Annotated in this window: 13 protein-coding genes; 11 read left to right on the forward strand and 2 right to left on the reverse strand. The window is 50.8% G+C overall.

Going from position 1 to position 14,253, the window contains the following annotated elements:
- Positions 1 to 31: 31 nt before the first annotated feature.
- From HMPREF2609_RS03430 to hemW, 6 genes are all read left to right on the forward strand, one after another.
- Complete coding sequence (locus tag HMPREF2609_RS03430; protein ID WP_246825556.1) at positions 32 to 1,759, forward strand: ComEC/Rec2 family competence protein; 1,728 nt, start codon at positions 32 to 34, stop codon at positions 1,757 to 1,759.
- Positions 1,756 to 2,784, forward strand: coding sequence for a DNA polymerase III subunit delta (gene holA, locus HMPREF2609_RS03435; protein WP_070535059.1), 1,029 nt, complete (start codon positions 1,756 to 1,758; stop codon positions 2,782 to 2,784). The genes HMPREF2609_RS03430 and holA overlap by 4 nt, the downstream gene beginning before the upstream one ends.
- Positions 2,785 to 2,850: 66 nt before the next feature.
- Entirely contained in the window at positions 2,851 to 3,447 is a 597-nt protein-coding gene (locus HMPREF2609_RS03440; protein WP_037231502.1) for a type II toxin-antitoxin system PemK/MazF family toxin, read from the forward strand.
- Positions 3,448 to 3,662: 215 nt separating this feature from the next.
- Complete coding sequence (rpsT, locus tag HMPREF2609_RS03445; RefSeq protein WP_004004703.1) at positions 3,663 to 3,926, forward strand: 30S ribosomal protein S20; 264 nt, start codon at positions 3,663 to 3,665, stop codon at positions 3,924 to 3,926.
- 178 nt (positions 3,927 to 4,104) lie between these two features.
- The gene (lepA, locus tag HMPREF2609_RS03450; RefSeq protein WP_070450296.1) at positions 4,105 to 5,964 is read left to right on the forward strand and encodes a translation elongation factor 4; all 1,860 of its coding nucleotides are present in this window, start codon (positions 4,105 to 4,107) and stop codon (positions 5,962 to 5,964) included.
- Between the two features lie 110 nt (positions 5,965 to 6,074).
- Positions 6,075 to 7,346: a radical SAM family heme chaperone HemW gene (hemW, locus tag HMPREF2609_RS03455; RefSeq protein WP_070535061.1), complete on the forward strand. Its 1,272-nt coding sequence runs from the start codon at positions 6,075 to 6,077 to the stop codon at positions 7,344 to 7,346.
- A gap of 313 nt (positions 7,347 to 7,659) precedes the next feature.
- On the opposite strand, the gene HMPREF2609_RS03460 is transcribed toward hemW, so the two are convergent.
- Positions 7,660 to 8,067 carry a DUF4870 domain-containing protein gene (locus HMPREF2609_RS03460; protein ID WP_115333646.1) on the reverse strand — a complete coding sequence of 136 codons (408 nt, stop codon included), beginning with the start codon at positions 8,065 to 8,067 and terminating at the stop codon, positions 7,660 to 7,662.
- Between the two features lie 226 nt (positions 8,068 to 8,293).
- The gene (locus HMPREF2609_RS03465) at positions 8,294 to 9,145 is read right to left on the reverse strand and encodes a DUF3097 family protein (RefSeq protein ID WP_246825557.1); all 852 of its coding nucleotides are present in this window, start codon (positions 9,143 to 9,145) and stop codon (positions 8,294 to 8,296) included.
- Positions 9,146 to 9,375: 230 nt separating this feature from the next.
- On the opposite strand from HMPREF2609_RS03465, the gene hrcA reads away from it, so the two are divergent.
- From hrcA to ybeY, 5 genes are all read left to right on the forward strand, one after another.
- Positions 9,376 to 10,476: a heat-inducible transcriptional repressor HrcA gene (gene hrcA, locus HMPREF2609_RS03470; RefSeq protein ID WP_048752138.1), complete on the forward strand. Its 1,101-nt coding sequence runs from the start codon at positions 9,376 to 9,378 to the stop codon at positions 10,474 to 10,476.
- 97 nt (positions 10,477 to 10,573) lie between these two features.
- A complete protein-coding gene (dnaJ, locus tag HMPREF2609_RS03475; protein ID WP_004004697.1) occupies positions 10,574 to 11,710 on the forward strand; it encodes a molecular chaperone DnaJ in 1,137 nt (378 codons plus the stop codon).
- 84 nt (positions 11,711 to 11,794) lie between these two features.
- Positions 11,795 to 12,562, forward strand: a complete 768-nt coding sequence (locus tag HMPREF2609_RS03480; protein WP_070535067.1) for a 16S rRNA (uracil(1498)-N(3))-methyltransferase — start codon at positions 11,795 to 11,797, stop codon at positions 12,560 to 12,562.
- Between the two features lie 46 nt (positions 12,563 to 12,608).
- Complete coding sequence (locus HMPREF2609_RS03485) at positions 12,609 to 13,724, forward strand: PhoH family protein (RefSeq protein ID WP_048754039.1); 1,116 nt, start codon at positions 12,609 to 12,611, stop codon at positions 13,722 to 13,724.
- On the forward strand, positions 13,724 to 14,248 hold the full coding sequence (ybeY, locus tag HMPREF2609_RS03490) for an rRNA maturation RNase YbeY (RefSeq protein ID WP_053089319.1): 525 nt from the start codon (positions 13,724 to 13,726) through the stop codon (positions 14,246 to 14,248). Before HMPREF2609_RS03485 ends, ybeY begins: the two co-directional genes overlap by 1 nt.
- The last annotated feature ends 5 nt before the right edge of the window (positions 14,249 to 14,253 follow it).

The raw sequence follows: 14,253 nt of genomic DNA on the forward strand, positions 1-14,253 counted from the left end.
AGCGTCAAACATATAGGTAATGAGCCGCATCATGAGTTTTCTGCACATTCCGCCTAAGCTCAAACCATATCTCACTCGAAATTTCGCCCATACCGAGTGGATGCGCTATCGCCGCGACCATAACCGCGAATGGTTTCGCGCTGTCAGTGCCATTATTCACCTTGATATACGGCTTATAGTCTCGGCGGTCGTACTCTGGATTTTCACGCTGGCCGCCATGTATCACGGTACTTTTCAGCCCTATAAATACTACGTTTTAGTGACTATTAGCCTGCTCGGAGTAATCACCATAACGCTCAATACCTTCTATGGACGCAAAATCGCCCATATTCTTTGTCCTATCCTCGGGCAGTTCATGTTCATTATGCTCTTGGTGACTCTGCAAGCTGTCCTGCTCATACTGACCGGAACGGATTCCAGCCGCACGACCCTAAGAGATGCCGAAGGAGCCTCGTTACGTATAACCGGAGTCATCAGGGAAATACGCCCTCTTGACTCGCATACGAATATGATCATTCTCAGCACCGACACAGCTCAATACCGTAATCTTCGAGCACCAATTCATGAAGATATTCGTATTTACAACAACACACAAAAACAGCAGCTTAACCCCGGAACCCGGGTTAACGCGCTCGGAACCCTTGAAAATAAAGGCACCACCGCATTCCTCAAAGGCGCAAGCATATTCCCTCAACCGAACCAAAATCTTGAGCACACACGCGCCCTAAACACCAGGATGCGCGATTACGCCCGCCGACACCTCGATGCCGAAACCACGGCGTTACTTCTAGGTACCGCCTATGGCGATGACTCCGCGATGCCCAACACCAGTAAGGAAAACTATAAGCTTAGCGGGCTCAGTCACCTTACCGCAGTCTCTGGAGCAAATATCGCCATCATTTTCATGGCTGGATACCGTTTTGGAATTCTCGTGCGCGTTCCACGCCGCCTCATGATCGGAATGGGTATTACCGCCGTCGTTCTCTACTCCACGATTCTCACCTTTGAGGGATCCGTAATCCGCTCTATTCTCATGGGGTCACTAGGAGCTTTGGCGATGCTCCGCGGCACAGGGAGAAATACTCTTAGCGCGCTCGCCACCACTATCGTGCTCTGCCTCATCGCTGCGCCGAAACTCGCCGGTGACCTCGGCTTCGTGCTCTCCACCGTGGCTACGGCATCGCTGATAGCGCTCGGACCCTCACTCACGCGCCTCTTGATGCGCATTCTACCGCACACCCTCGCCGAACTTATAGCAGCTTCCGCCAGCGCCTCGCTCTGGTGTACCCCTGTGATTTTAGGTATCAGCGGCAAAATACCGCTCTATACCATTCCCGCAAATATGCTTGCCGCTCCACTAACCGCGATCACCTTGTTTGCTGGTCTTGCCGCGTTCCTGAGCTACAGCATCAACTTCACGGCCATCACGGATATTGCTCTTATTCTCGGTAGAATACCGGCACAGGGCATCGAATACATAGCGAAATATTTTGCACAAGCACCCGCAAATCCACTCGATGTAGATGTTACTCTGGCATCTGTAGCTTTTGCTGGAGTTACTGTCTTTGCGGGTAGCCTGCTGATATGGCTCTGGGATTACCGTATTTACAAGCGCGAGCTTCACCTCGATTATGTACGTATACCTGGTACTCAGCATGCAACCAGCACGCGCCGTCAATCACCAACGCACCAAATAGGTCAAAGACACTTCGGTATGATAGAAACAGCAACACACCGAACGAGCAATGAGGTACCGTGACTCCCAGGGGAAGCTCATCACGCGGCAACTACCGCGGCCAACGCGCTAATAAAACGCTTGATAACGCATGGCGCACCGTAGATCCCGCACCGGTCATCATGCTCCACGGTTCCGAAGAGTATTTCGCTTCACGAGCACGTGAACGTCTGCGCACCGCTTTTTATAGCACCTATCCAAATGCAGACCTAGTCACCATCAACGCTTCCACCTACACTGCGGGGGAACTCACTCTCCTCGCGAGCCCGTCGCTCTTCGGGACTGCCAAAATAATAGATGCTGACAACGTCGCCACCATGAGTGAAGATTTCCTTAACGATGTTCTCAGCTACATTGCTGCCCCAGAATCCGACATTATGCTCATCATGCAGCATTCTGGCGGCAACCGCGGCAAAAAACTCATTGATGCCATACGTAAAAACCACGTTCTTATTCCCTGTAAACCGCTCAAAGCCGAGCGCGAAAAAACGGAATTTGTCACCAGTGAATTCCGAGCGGCTAAACGCACTATCGATCCCGGCGCCCTACGCCTACTTGTAGCCGCCACCAATGACACCGCTGAACTCGCTTCCGCCTGTGCTCAACTTCAAGCAGATGTTGCGGGAAATATTACCGAAGAGATCGTGAACCGTTACTATGGCGGGCGAACCGAAGTTACCGCTTTTCGGGTGGGAGACGCCGCTGTTACGGGAAACGCAGCAGAAGCGCTTAGGCTTTTGCGACATGCTTTAGCAACGGGAACAGAGCCTATCCCTCTGTTGGGGGCACTTGCCATGCGTATTCGCAATATTGCCCGCGTGCATCATGTGCGTGCTAGTGCCCAAGAACTTGCCCGTGAGGTAGGTATGGCTCCATGGCAGGTTGAACAGGCACAACGTGACGGAAGGCGTTTCACCGGTGAACAGATCGCCCGTATCGTGCAGCTACTTGCTGATGCCGACGCACAGCTCAAGGGGGAGGGTCTAGACCCGGTATATGCGGTTGAACGCGCGGTACTTGCCATTGCGTTGCCTCATAACCGCTCATAAATGCATTTTTATTTTGCTCATATATGAGCTAGGGAAAGATTTACGTCATAAGGCATAATGGACTCCATGCTACAAACACTGAAAAAAGCATTCTTCGCCGTTTTGCCTTCGCTTCGGAAAGCAGCAGAAGATGCTCTGCGTGATAACGCACAACAGTCGCAAGCACAGACCAACCACGATTCTGAACAACCTCAGACATCAAATGCGCCGAAACCAGGCCCCGGTGCTTCTAAGTCTGCGCCCTCTCAACAGCAGAGTTCGCAGGGACAGGGCTCAGACTATCCAGGAGACTATCGCGGGTCTATTGACTTTGAGTATTCTCCCTCATTGGACGGCGATCCAGATCCTGGTGAGATCGTGTGGACTTGGGTTCCTTACGAAGAAGACCATACTCAGGGTAAAGACCGCCCGGTCATCCTTGTAGGACGTGACGGGGAATACCTGCTTGCCTTCATGATGACCAGCAAAGACCACAACAACCGCGATCATGCAGATTCTAATTATCTAGATATTGGTTCAGGCTCTTGGGATTCCCAGGGTCGGGCCTCCGAGGTCAAACTCAATCGCGTCTTACGGGTGCGTCCTGAGAACATGCGCCGTGAAGGGGCAATTATGCCTCAAGAGACTTTCCGCCTTATCGAACAAGCCTACAACCGCCGTTAGTCCGAGATTGTACCTATCTCAAAAGCGCGAAAATCATATATCATCCTTGAAATAAAAGGTATTCTTACAGGCACTTATCTGCTATGATTTGTGGTTGAGTGTCTGGTGGTCATCAGGCACTGCTGGCCGGTTGCCATAGGCATCCCCACGCCGCTCAGTCGATGATCGGTCAGCATAGCCCTCACCGACCAATAAGACAAACAGAAAGTTTAATCGTGGCTAATATCAAGTCCCAGAAAAAGCGCATCCTCACCAACGAGAAGGCTCGTCTGCGTAACAACGCTATTAAATCTGAGCTGAAGACCGCAACCCGCCGGGTTAAGGAAGCTGTTGAGGCACAGAACAAGGAAGCTGCCGAAGAGGCACTGCGTTTTGTGAGCCGCAAGCTGGATAAGGCTGTTTCTAAGGGTGTTCTGCACAAGAAGAACGCTGCTAACAAGAAGTCCGGTCTAGCGCATCTGGTTAACAAACTTTCCTAATGTCAGCCTCTGTATGAGGCGCATTGCGAAGTGATAAGGTTTCCCCGTCGGTTCTCTCCCGGCGGGGAATTCTTTGTGCCCGCCAGCCGTGCCGGTTCGCGCTTCCAGCGTGCATTATGGGAAAATAAAAGATAACTGTGCCAGCTGCCTGATGAACCTCCATGAAAGGAATATGCGAGTGGCTCCTCTGTCGAAAAATCCGCCAATACCGGCGGCTACCGACCCCGCGATTATTCGCAACTTCTGCATTATTGCACATATCGATCACGGAAAATCCACGCTCGCTGACCGTATGCTTCAGGCAACTGGCGTTGTCGCGCCGCGCGATATGAAGGCACAATACCTTGACCGCATGGATATTGAGCGTGAACGAGGCATCACCATTAAATCCCAGGCAGTACGTATGCCATGGGAGATCGACGGTACTTCCTATGCACTCAATATGATTGATACTCCGGGACACGTTGACTTCACCTATGAAGTCTCTCGCTCACTTGCCGCATGCGAAGGCGCTCTGCTTCTTGTTGATGCAGCACAGGGGATTGAAGCCCAAACTCTCGCCAACCTTTACTTAGCGATGGAGAACGATCTTACGATTATTCCCGTCCTGAATAAGATCGACTTGCCCGCCGCTATGCCCGATAAATATGCTGAGGAGCTGGCAAACCTTATTGGTTGCGAACCTGAGGAGGTTCTGCGAGTTTCGGGTAAAACCGGTGAGGGTGTAGAAGCTCTACTGGATCGTATTGTCGAAGGTATACCCGCGCCCGTTGGCCAAGCGAATGCGCCTGCCCGCGCCATGATTTTTGACTCGGTGTACGATTCCTACCGCGGAGTGGTCACCTATGTGCGTGTCGTAGATGGAAAACTTGAACCGCGCCAGAAAATCAAGATGATGTCTACCGGAGCAGAACACGATCTGCTTGAGATTGGGGTAATTTCACCCGACCCCATTCCCTCCAAAGGGCTGAGCGTAGGTGAAGTGGGCTATTTGATCACTGGCGTGAAGGACGTTCGGCAGTCCCGCGTGGGCGATACCGTAACCTCTGCCGTCAAGCCTGCCGCAGAATCCCTAGGCGGCTATGAAGACCCGAAACCTATGGTGTTCTCTGGGCTATTTCCTATTGATGGTTCAGATTATCCGGCGTTGCGAGATGCCCTAGACAAGCTCAAGCTCAACGATGCTGCGCTTGTCTACGAACCCGAAACTTCTGCAGCACTCGGGTTTGGTTTCCGGTGTGGCTTCTTAGGCCTGCTGCACCTTGAAATCGTGCGCGAACGCTTGGAACGCGAGTTCAATCTCGACCTTATTTCGACCGCCCCCAACGTTATCTACGATGTTGTGGACGAATCGGGTAATGCAAAGCGCGTGACTAATCCAAGCGAGTTCCCCGAGGGTAAAGTCGCAACCATTCGTGAACCGATGGTGGCATGTACGATTATTGCCCCCAGCGACTATATTGGGGCGATCATGGAGTTGTGCCAGTCGCGCCGCGGGCAAATGGGCGGCATGGACTACCTATCTGAGGATCGCGTTGAGATGCGGTACCGCCTGCCGCTGGCCGAGATTGTCTTTGATTTCTTCGATCAGCTCAAGTCCCGTACTCGTGGGTATGCATCCTTGGACTGGAAGTTCGATGGTGAGGAAGAGGCTGACCTGGTGAAGGTCGATATCCTGCTTCAGGGTGAGAAAGTGGATGCTTTCTCGGCTATTACCCATCGCGACAAGGCCTATTCGTACGGTTTGATGATGACGAGTAAACTCCGTGAGCTAATACCTCGTCAGCAATTTGAGGTTCCTATTCAGGCTGCTATTGGTTCTCGCATCATTGCCCGCGAGAATATCCGCGCTATGCGCAAGGACGTGCTGTCAAAATGCTACGGTGGCGATATTTCGCGTAAGCGCAAGCTGCTGGAAAAGCAGAAGGAAGGCAAGAAGCGCATGAAGATGGTCGGCCGCGTCGAGGTACCGCAAGAGGCATTCATCGCCGCCCTATCTTCGGGCGAAGAGAAAGAGAAGAAAGACAAAAAGAAGTAAATCTTTACCGTCTTTCTTGCGGGTAGAGACCTGACTCCAAGAAAAGAGCGTCTCTACCCATCATTTTTACGCACATGCACTCGGCTAGATTCTCATGAAGGAGGCATTGTATGGCACCCGCGCAACCGGTTGGCGCGCCCGCGCCGCGTGATGGACGCATCCCAGCCTCGTGTGCGCACGGGTGCCAAAACCGTGATTTTAGCCTCTACGTACATATTCCATTCTGCTCGGTGCGATGTGGGTATTGTGATTTCAACACTTATGCCACCGAAGATTTTGGTGACGGGATAGGGCTGGGTACGTATGCGGACGATGCTACAGCTGAGATTTTCTTTGCCGCTCGCACTCTTGAAGCATCCGGGGTGGTAAAGCGGCCGTTGCATACGGTATTCTTCGGCGGGGGTACGCCCACGAAACTCCCTGCGTATGATTTGGTGCGCATCCTGAAAACTGCAATTGATATTTTCGGTATCGAAGATGGTGCTGAGGTCACCACCGAGGCTAATCCTGACTCTGTCACCTATGAGGATCTGCAGACGTTAAAAGACGGCGGATTTACGCGTGTTTCTTTTGGTATGCAATCTGTTGTGCCCGAGGTTTTGAAAGTTCTTAACCGTACCCATACACCCGAAAATGTTCCTAAAGTTGTGGCGTGGGCGCGAGATATTGGTCTTCAAGTATCGATAGATTTAATTTATGGCTCTCCGTCAGAAACGCTGGAGCAGTGGGAGCAAAGTGTGCAAGCGGCGATTTCTTATCAGCCAGACCACATTTCTGCATATTCTTTGATTGTTGAAGACGGTACTAAACTTGCCGCACAAATTCGGCGCGGTGAATATACAATGCCTGATGATGACCTCATGGCAGATATGTATTTGCGTGCAGAAGATCTTCTCATGCAAGCCGGATATCGGTGGTATGAGGTCTCGAATTATTCTCGGTCTGAGCATACTCGAAGTGACCATAATATGGCGTATTGGCGTAATCAAGACTGGTGGGGAATAGGACCGGGAGCACATTCACATATAAACGGTACCCGGTGGTGGAATATTAAACATCCCGTTCCCTATGCGCATCGCGTTCGAGCTGGGCAGTCGCCGGCCGCAGCGCGAGAGATTTTAGACTCAGATTCTCGTTCTTTTGAGACGATTATGCTGTTGATTCGAGTACGTGAGGGGCTGCCTATGCACGAGCTTCTAGCCGTGCATCCTGCCGCTGACCTGGGGTCTTCTTTACGGTGGTTGCTCTCGCAAGGTCTCATTGAATCCGATGTTTTTACGGATACCGGTATGCCCAATCCTGATGCTTCGGTAAAACTCACGTTGCAGGGTCGACTTTTAGGTGATGCTGTTACTCGAGAATTACTTCCAGATATAAAATAAATGTCTCGTAAAATATGCGAGAATACTTACCCCAAAAATATAATTGCCTTAACTTTCAGGATAAAATAATTGAATTACTAGACATTAGGTTGAAACTAAGGTAGAGTCTATATTGGCAGGACGGTATATGTTACAGCGTGTTGTCGTCTTTGCTGAAGTTGAGTGAATACGGTTGAAGGTCCCTTGTGTATCAGGGGCCTTCAATCGTTAACAGGTGTTTTATGTGGTATGTAATATGCGCGTAAAAATAAAGGGCCACATATTCCATATCGAAATAGTGACCCGGGGTGCCTTATACGATGTATAAGTCTGTTTATACGCGGCGCTCGGCTGCCTGTTGTTGCTGTTGCCCTTCCATTTCTTCTCGGTGCTGCTTCTTCTTTTCTTTGAAGTCTTCAGCAGGCTTGAGGAAAAGGTCAAGGATACGCAGGTTGAGCTTGTACCTATGAGGTTCTCCTTGAGCGGCGTAGATGCCCGCAATTACGGAACTGATCGCCATATAAAGCCACAGAATAGCAGTAAAGAACATCATGAGGCTTGCCATGCCGGGCACAAAGCTCAAAATGAGAAGAACAAGAATTATGATTGAAGGCAGAAGCGTAAAGTTCATGGCTTCACGTGACTCTTGCTCAGTGAAGGGAGCGCGGTCACGATACAAATAGTAGATAGCAGCGGCAGGCAAAAACCCGATGATGCCGCTAAAGTGAGCAAAAGTCGCCATGCTCCGGTCCTGCGACACAGGCAAAGGTGTAATGTTTCGTTTATGCCCCTCCGGGCGAGTATCTTGAACCACAGAAATCCTGATTATTACTCGTCTATTTTGCTCTGCCGTACACATGCCTCAGTTGGTGCACCTGTACAACCTAAAATCCTTATTTATTGTAACGTGTTTTACCGAACGCCTCGCCAGAGGCGCGGCATAGACAACCTGAGCTACTCACATTACCTTATTCAGTCAGAAAATCAATGAGCGACTCAACAGGTCCTAGCAGCGTAGGATCAAGATCGGAATAAGAGTCAACTCGGGAAAGAATACGTTTCCAGGCGTTTGCCACGTCTTCCTGGTTTTGATGTGGCTGTCCCAACCGACGTAGAATTCCTTTCTTCCAGTCCTCACCTCGAGGCACCTGCGGCCATGCTGGAATTCCGAGAACCTGCGGCTTGACGGCCTGCCAAATATCAATGAAAGGGTGCCCCACAATCTTAATATTTCCAGCAGCGCCGGGAACAGCTAAAGCCTCCGCCACAACACGTTCTTCCTTGGTGCCTTTCAGAAGATGATCCACAAGAATTCCAAGTCGTCGCTCTGGACCGGGGGAGAACTCTTTAACGGCAGTTGCTAAATCATCAACACCATGAAGGGGCTCGACCACAATACCTTCAACCCGCAGATCATGGCCCCACACTTTCTCGACGAGTTCCGCATCATGAAGCCCCTCAACCCAGATTCTAGATGCGCGCGCCACCCGTGCTGGAGCGTTTTCAACTGCTACCGAACCAGAACGAGAAATTTTGCGCCCTGAGGTCTTTCGTGGTGTTGGGGCAACAATCTCAACCGGTTCGCCCTCAAGAAAGTACCCGATTCCTAAAGGAAAATTTTTGACCCGTCCGTGAGCGTCTTCAAGCCCGAAAAATATTTCTCCACCGATACGTTCGGCACGCACTACTTCGCCAACCCACCCGTTAAGATCCTCAAGGACCATCCCGCGTTTTAGCTCGACCCGACGAGGAGGAGCATGCCTGTTATTTATTGAGGCACGTGATAGATCTTGTGCACCCCAAGCGTATCGTTCACTCATATCTTGCATCCTTCGTACAACGGCACCACGGATATTGCCTGGTTTCCGCAGGTTAGCTTTTGGCAGAACCCATCCAATTCTAAAGTATTGATAACTCGCTTCTGGCGAAAGACTAGTACCGCTAGGGGTTACCCGGCTATGATAAAAGTAGTTTTTAGCACTCTCTCAATAAGAGTGCCAGATTATGCTTTTCCAGATTATTAACCACCGATAGGGTCGCAAGGAGTACCATGTCACACGAACGCCGTATGCGCATATTGCAGGCAATCGTTGAAGACTACGTGCGCACAGGCGAACCCATAGGTTCAAAGACGCTGGCACAGCGCCACCATCTTCAAGTATCCAGTGCCACGATACGCAATGATATGGCAGCTTTAGAAGAACAGGGACTTTTGAGCGCACCGCACGCCAGCGCTGGGCGTATTCCTACAGAACAGGGATACAGGTTCTTCGTCGATGCTCTAGCCGCGCCGCGTGCTCTCTCTGCAACCCAAGTTTCGGCGTTACGGCAAATTCTTGAAAGCGCACACAGCGTAGAAGACATGATTGAAGCCGCCACCCGAACACTTGCCCATCTCACGCATCAGGTGGCGCTTATCCAGTACCCAACACGTAACGCTGGAACTCTCTTGCATCTTGAGTTCGTACCCCTAGATTCACGCACGCTCTTAGCATTGCTTATCAGTGATCTTGGCACAATCCACCGGGTCACTGTGATACTGCCAGAGACTACAGCCTTATCGCATGATGAAACTGTGTCAGCTCTTGCAGCGATTAAAGAGAACCTGCTCAAAATGCTTCAGGGTTTACCTTTCGAAAACATAAGTGCATTGCTGCCAGAAGCGCATCATCCAGCGTTGCGAGGCCGTTCTCCGGAGCTCACCGAAGCTATCGTGGATCATCTGCGAGCACAGCCTTATTTTGAACGAGATATTCGCTTCGCGATCTCTGGCACCTCAAACCTAGCACGAAGTCACGACGACTTCTCGGCGAGCATAGCTCCCATTTTGGATGCGCTCGAAGAACAAGTTACGCTGCTTCGCGTGCTGTCTCACGCATCGGTTCAAGAAGCCGGGTACAGTGTAAGGATCGGTCACGAGAATACGGAGCAAGCGCTTCAAGGAGCTTCTATTGTCACTGGTGAATACGATTCACCCGTTGTAGTTTCATACGGCAAACAACATTTACCAGATAATGAAGGCGCCTTGGGGAAGCATACGGCAAAACTTGGCGTGGTGGGTCCAGTCCGCATGGATTACCGTGGTAACATTGCGGCGGTGAACGCGGTAGCTCGCTATCTAGGTCATGTCTTAGGCACACGAGCATCATGACATCGTGCGAGTAATTCCTCAGAACCCCGTAAACTTACCGATTTTATATTGACACCATATCCGGAGCACTCCGGTACGAAAAGGATAGAAGAAACACGTGAGCGATCACTACTCAACTCTTGGAGTCTCGAAGGATGCAAGCCCCGAAGAGATCAAAAAAGCGTACCGTAAAAAGGCGCGTCAACTGCACCCCGACGTTAACCCATCCGAAGAGGCAGCTGAGGAATTCAAACGTGTAACCCTCGCCTACGAAGTACTCTCAGATAACGAGAAACGCCGTAATTACGACGCTACCGGCGATGAACAGGGTCGTGCAGGATTCCCTGGAGGCGCAGGAGGGTTCGGCGGCTTTGGCTCAGGAAGTTTCGGGTTCCAAGACCTTTTCGATATGTTTACCGGAGGCGGTGGACAAAGCGGTCCCGCATCCCGCGTACGCCAGGGACAAGACGCACTTATCAACGTCTCGATATCCCTTAAAGACGCAGTTTTTGGCGTCGAAAAGACTGTAGAGCTTAACACGGCCGTCACTTGTAAATCCTGTGAAGGTGAAGGAACCGCTCCCGGAACCCACCCCGAAACCTGTGAGACCTGTCATGGCCAGGGATTCATGCAGCGCCGTGTTCAATCCATCCTAGGAACCGTCATGCAGCAGGTAGAGTGCCCCAGCTGTCAGGGATATGGCACCGTCATCAAACACCGCTGCCCAGAATGCCACGGACAGGGCCGTGTGGGCGAAAAACTCCCGCTGACCTTCACCGTTCCCGCCGGTGTTAATGACGGAGCCCGCATACGTCTGCGAGGTAAAGGCGAAGCTGGACTCAATGGTGGTCCCAATGGCGATCTTTATATTGATCTCAACGTTAAGCGCGATAAATACTTTGTTCGCGATGGTGATAATCTCACCACAACGGTGAATATTCCTATGGTCGCAGCCGTTTTAGGAACCACCGTACCCTTAGAAACCTTCGATGGGGTTCAAGAGATCACCATCCCTGAAGGCGCACAAAGCGGCGACATCGTAACTTTGAACGGCTTAGGTGTTACCCGCCTTCACTCCGATAAACGCGGAGACCTACAGGTACGTATTCAGGTCACAACACCGACCAATGTAAACTCCGAACAACGTGAGTTGCTCCAAAAATTCGCTGAACTTCGTGGAGAAGACTTGCACGAAGGCACCCACGTCAAACAAAAACATGGTCTTTTTTCGCGACTCAAAGACCAATTTAAATAGACAACATTCTTTGTATCCGAAGTGTTCTGAAAATCCTAGTACGGTAAGATGAAACACTTCGGATACAGCTTTATCAAGGATCTTATGAGCGCCCCCATTTTCTACATTACCGCCAAAGAGCTAGCCAGCTGCACGGCAGGGAGTACATTTACTCTAACTGGTCCGGAAGCGCATCACGCCAAGGTGAAACGCTTAGCTATAGGGGAGAACCTTGACCTTGCAGACGGCCAAGGGCATCGTATCCATGGTATTGTTTCAGCGATTTCCTCTAAAGGACTTGAAGTTACAGTCCAAAACCTAGATAAGGATGATAACAGCCTCTCAGTTTCCCTTGTGCAGGCACTCGCCAAAGATAACCGAGACATATTGGCAATTGAGACCGGCACCGAACTTGGAATTCGGAGCGTTATCCCGTGGAGTGCCGATCGCTCTATCGTGCGGTGGAAAGGGGAACGCGCTACTAAAGCTCACCAAAAGTGGCAAAATACTGTCTCTGCCGCCGCTAAGCAATCGCGTCGAGCGCTCATTCCTACCGTGGAAGAGCTGTATTCTTCGCAGGAACTCGCAGAACACATACGCGAGCTCACGGATCAGGGAGCGTATGTCTATATTCTGCATGAACAGGCCACTGAACCCTTAAGCGAATATCTGCGAAAGATTGGGTACAGCCCTGATAATCCCACCAGAATTTATATTCTTGTAGGACCTGAAGGAGGCATCACCGAACGGGAAATCGAACTTTTCACGCGGGCGGGTGCGTACAAGGCACTGTTAGGAACTGAAATTCTGCGAGCCTCCACTGCTGGTGCCGCAGCACTGTGCACTATCAACATAGTGTTGGGACGCTGGTAAGTAACGTTACACTTATTTAAGAACCAACAAGCCAAGGAGCTTACTTTTGACGACTACCTCACGACCCCTCTCAACGGCACGTACCGTATCTTTCAAAAGCGCCGCAGAGATGATAGCGGTTCTTGGCCCTCAAGACGCGCATCTCACTATTGTTGAGGACTATTTCGACAATATTTCAATTCGTCCCAAGGATCTTGATCTTCTTATTTCCGGTCCGTCCGTATCTGTTACCACGGTTGCGAAGCTTCTCAATGAACTCCGTGTATTCGCTAGTCACGGTACACAGATTACAGTACAAGTTATCCATCGTCTGATGGGTATGCTCGGTGATGAACTTTCAAATCCGGCGCATACGCTCTCAGCGAGTATTCTTTCAACACGCGGTACGACGATTCGCCCGAAGACGGTAAACCAGAAAAAATATGTGGATGCTATTGACGCAAATACTGTTGTCTTCGGCATTGGTCCCGCTGGTACCGGTAAAACATATTTGGCTATGGCAAAAGCAGTGCAAGCCCTACAAAGCCGCGAGGTTAACCGAATTGTCTTAACTCGCCCCGCAGTAGAAGCAGGCGAGCGTCTAGGCTTTTTACCGGGAACTCTCAACGATAAGATTGACCCTTATTTGCGTCCTCTCTATGATGCTCTACACGACATGCTTGAACCGGCGGCTATCCCTAAGCTTATGGAGGCAGGAACAATTGAGGTTGCACCCCTCGCATATATGCGCGGGCGTACATTGAATGACGCTTTCGTCATCCTTGATGAAGCACAGAACACGACGGCTGAACAGATGAAGATGTTCCTGACTCGTTTAGGTTTTGGCTCCAAGATGGTAATCACCGGCGATATTACACAGGTTGATTTGCCGGGTGGTCAAGCTTCGGGGCTTAAACAGGTGCGTAATATTTTGACCGGGGTTGATGACATTGTTTTTAGCACCCTGGATTCATCTGATGTTGTGCGCCATAGTCTAGTGTCTAACATTGTCTCCGCGTACGATCAGTGGGGCGAAGATCAAAAGGCTATGGAACGTAAACGTAATCGTAAAGTTAAGCGCGCCACGATTGAAGCTGCGGCTGAGAAACTTTTGGATCGAGCCGGAATTAACGGTGGTGAGTCTGGGGAGAACCAGTCACAGCAGAAGGGTGGACAACGCTAGTGGCTGTACTTGATTTTCATGTTGAGGACATTATTAATGAGAAGCCTGGTAACGTCACGGCTCAGCTTGTTCATGATGCTTTTGCGTCAGTAGATACCGAAGTTCTCAGCAAGCTGGTGGATTACATCTTCGCGAAGCTTTTCATAAGCAAAGATACTTATCTCTCTATCGCCGTTGTTGGGGAGAAGCAGATGGAGAAGATTCATCTGGAATGGATGGACTTACCTGGGGCAACCGATGTCATGAGCTTTCCAATGGATGAGCTTGTTCCCGGCACTGAAGATGAGCTTGCCCAGGGTATGCTGGGCGATATTGTGCTCTGCCCGCCGGTTGCGGCTCGTCAGGGTGCTGACGCCGGGCATTCCACGCTTGATGAGCTATGTCTGCTGACAACGCATGGGATTCTCCATTGTTTGGGGTATGATCATGGGACTGCACAGGAAGAAGCTGAAATGTTTGGGCTTCAACGCTCTTTACTTGAAGGCTTCTTGGGACGCGCTGCCCCCGTCGAGACCCGACATTAGGGGTA

Source organism: Rothia sp. HMSC058E10 (assembly GCF_001809415.1).
Lineage (GTDB): Bacteria > Actinomycetota > Actinomycetes > Actinomycetales > Micrococcaceae > Rothia > Rothia dentocariosa.

Bases quoted from the DNA above. Each gene is read 5' to 3' on its own strand.
- HMPREF2609_RS03430 (WP_246825556.1), top strand. From the start codon at position 32: ATGAGTTTTCTGCACATTCCGCCTAAGCTCAAACCATATCTCACTCGA.
- HMPREF2609_RS03440 (WP_037231502.1), top strand. From the start codon at position 2,851: ATGCTACAAACACTGAAAAAAGCATTCTTCGCCGTTTTGCCTTCGCTT.
- hemW (WP_070535061.1), top strand. From the start codon at position 6,075: ATGGCACCCGCGCAACCGGTTGGCGCGCCCGCGCCGCGTGATGGACGC.
- HMPREF2609_RS03460 (WP_115333646.1), bottom strand. From the start codon at position 8,067: ATGGCGACTTTTGCTCACTTTAGCGGCATCATCGGGTTTTTGCCTGCC.
- HMPREF2609_RS03465 (WP_246825557.1), bottom strand. From the start codon at position 9,145: ATGAGTGAACGATACGCTTGGGGTGCACAAGATCTATCACGTGCCTCA.
- hrcA (WP_048752138.1), top strand. From the start codon at position 9,376: ATGTCACACGAACGCCGTATGCGCATATTGCAGGCAATCGTTGAAGAC.
- HMPREF2609_RS03480 (WP_070535067.1), top strand. From the start codon at position 11,795: ATGAGCGCCCCCATTTTCTACATTACCGCCAAAGAGCTAGCCAGCTGC.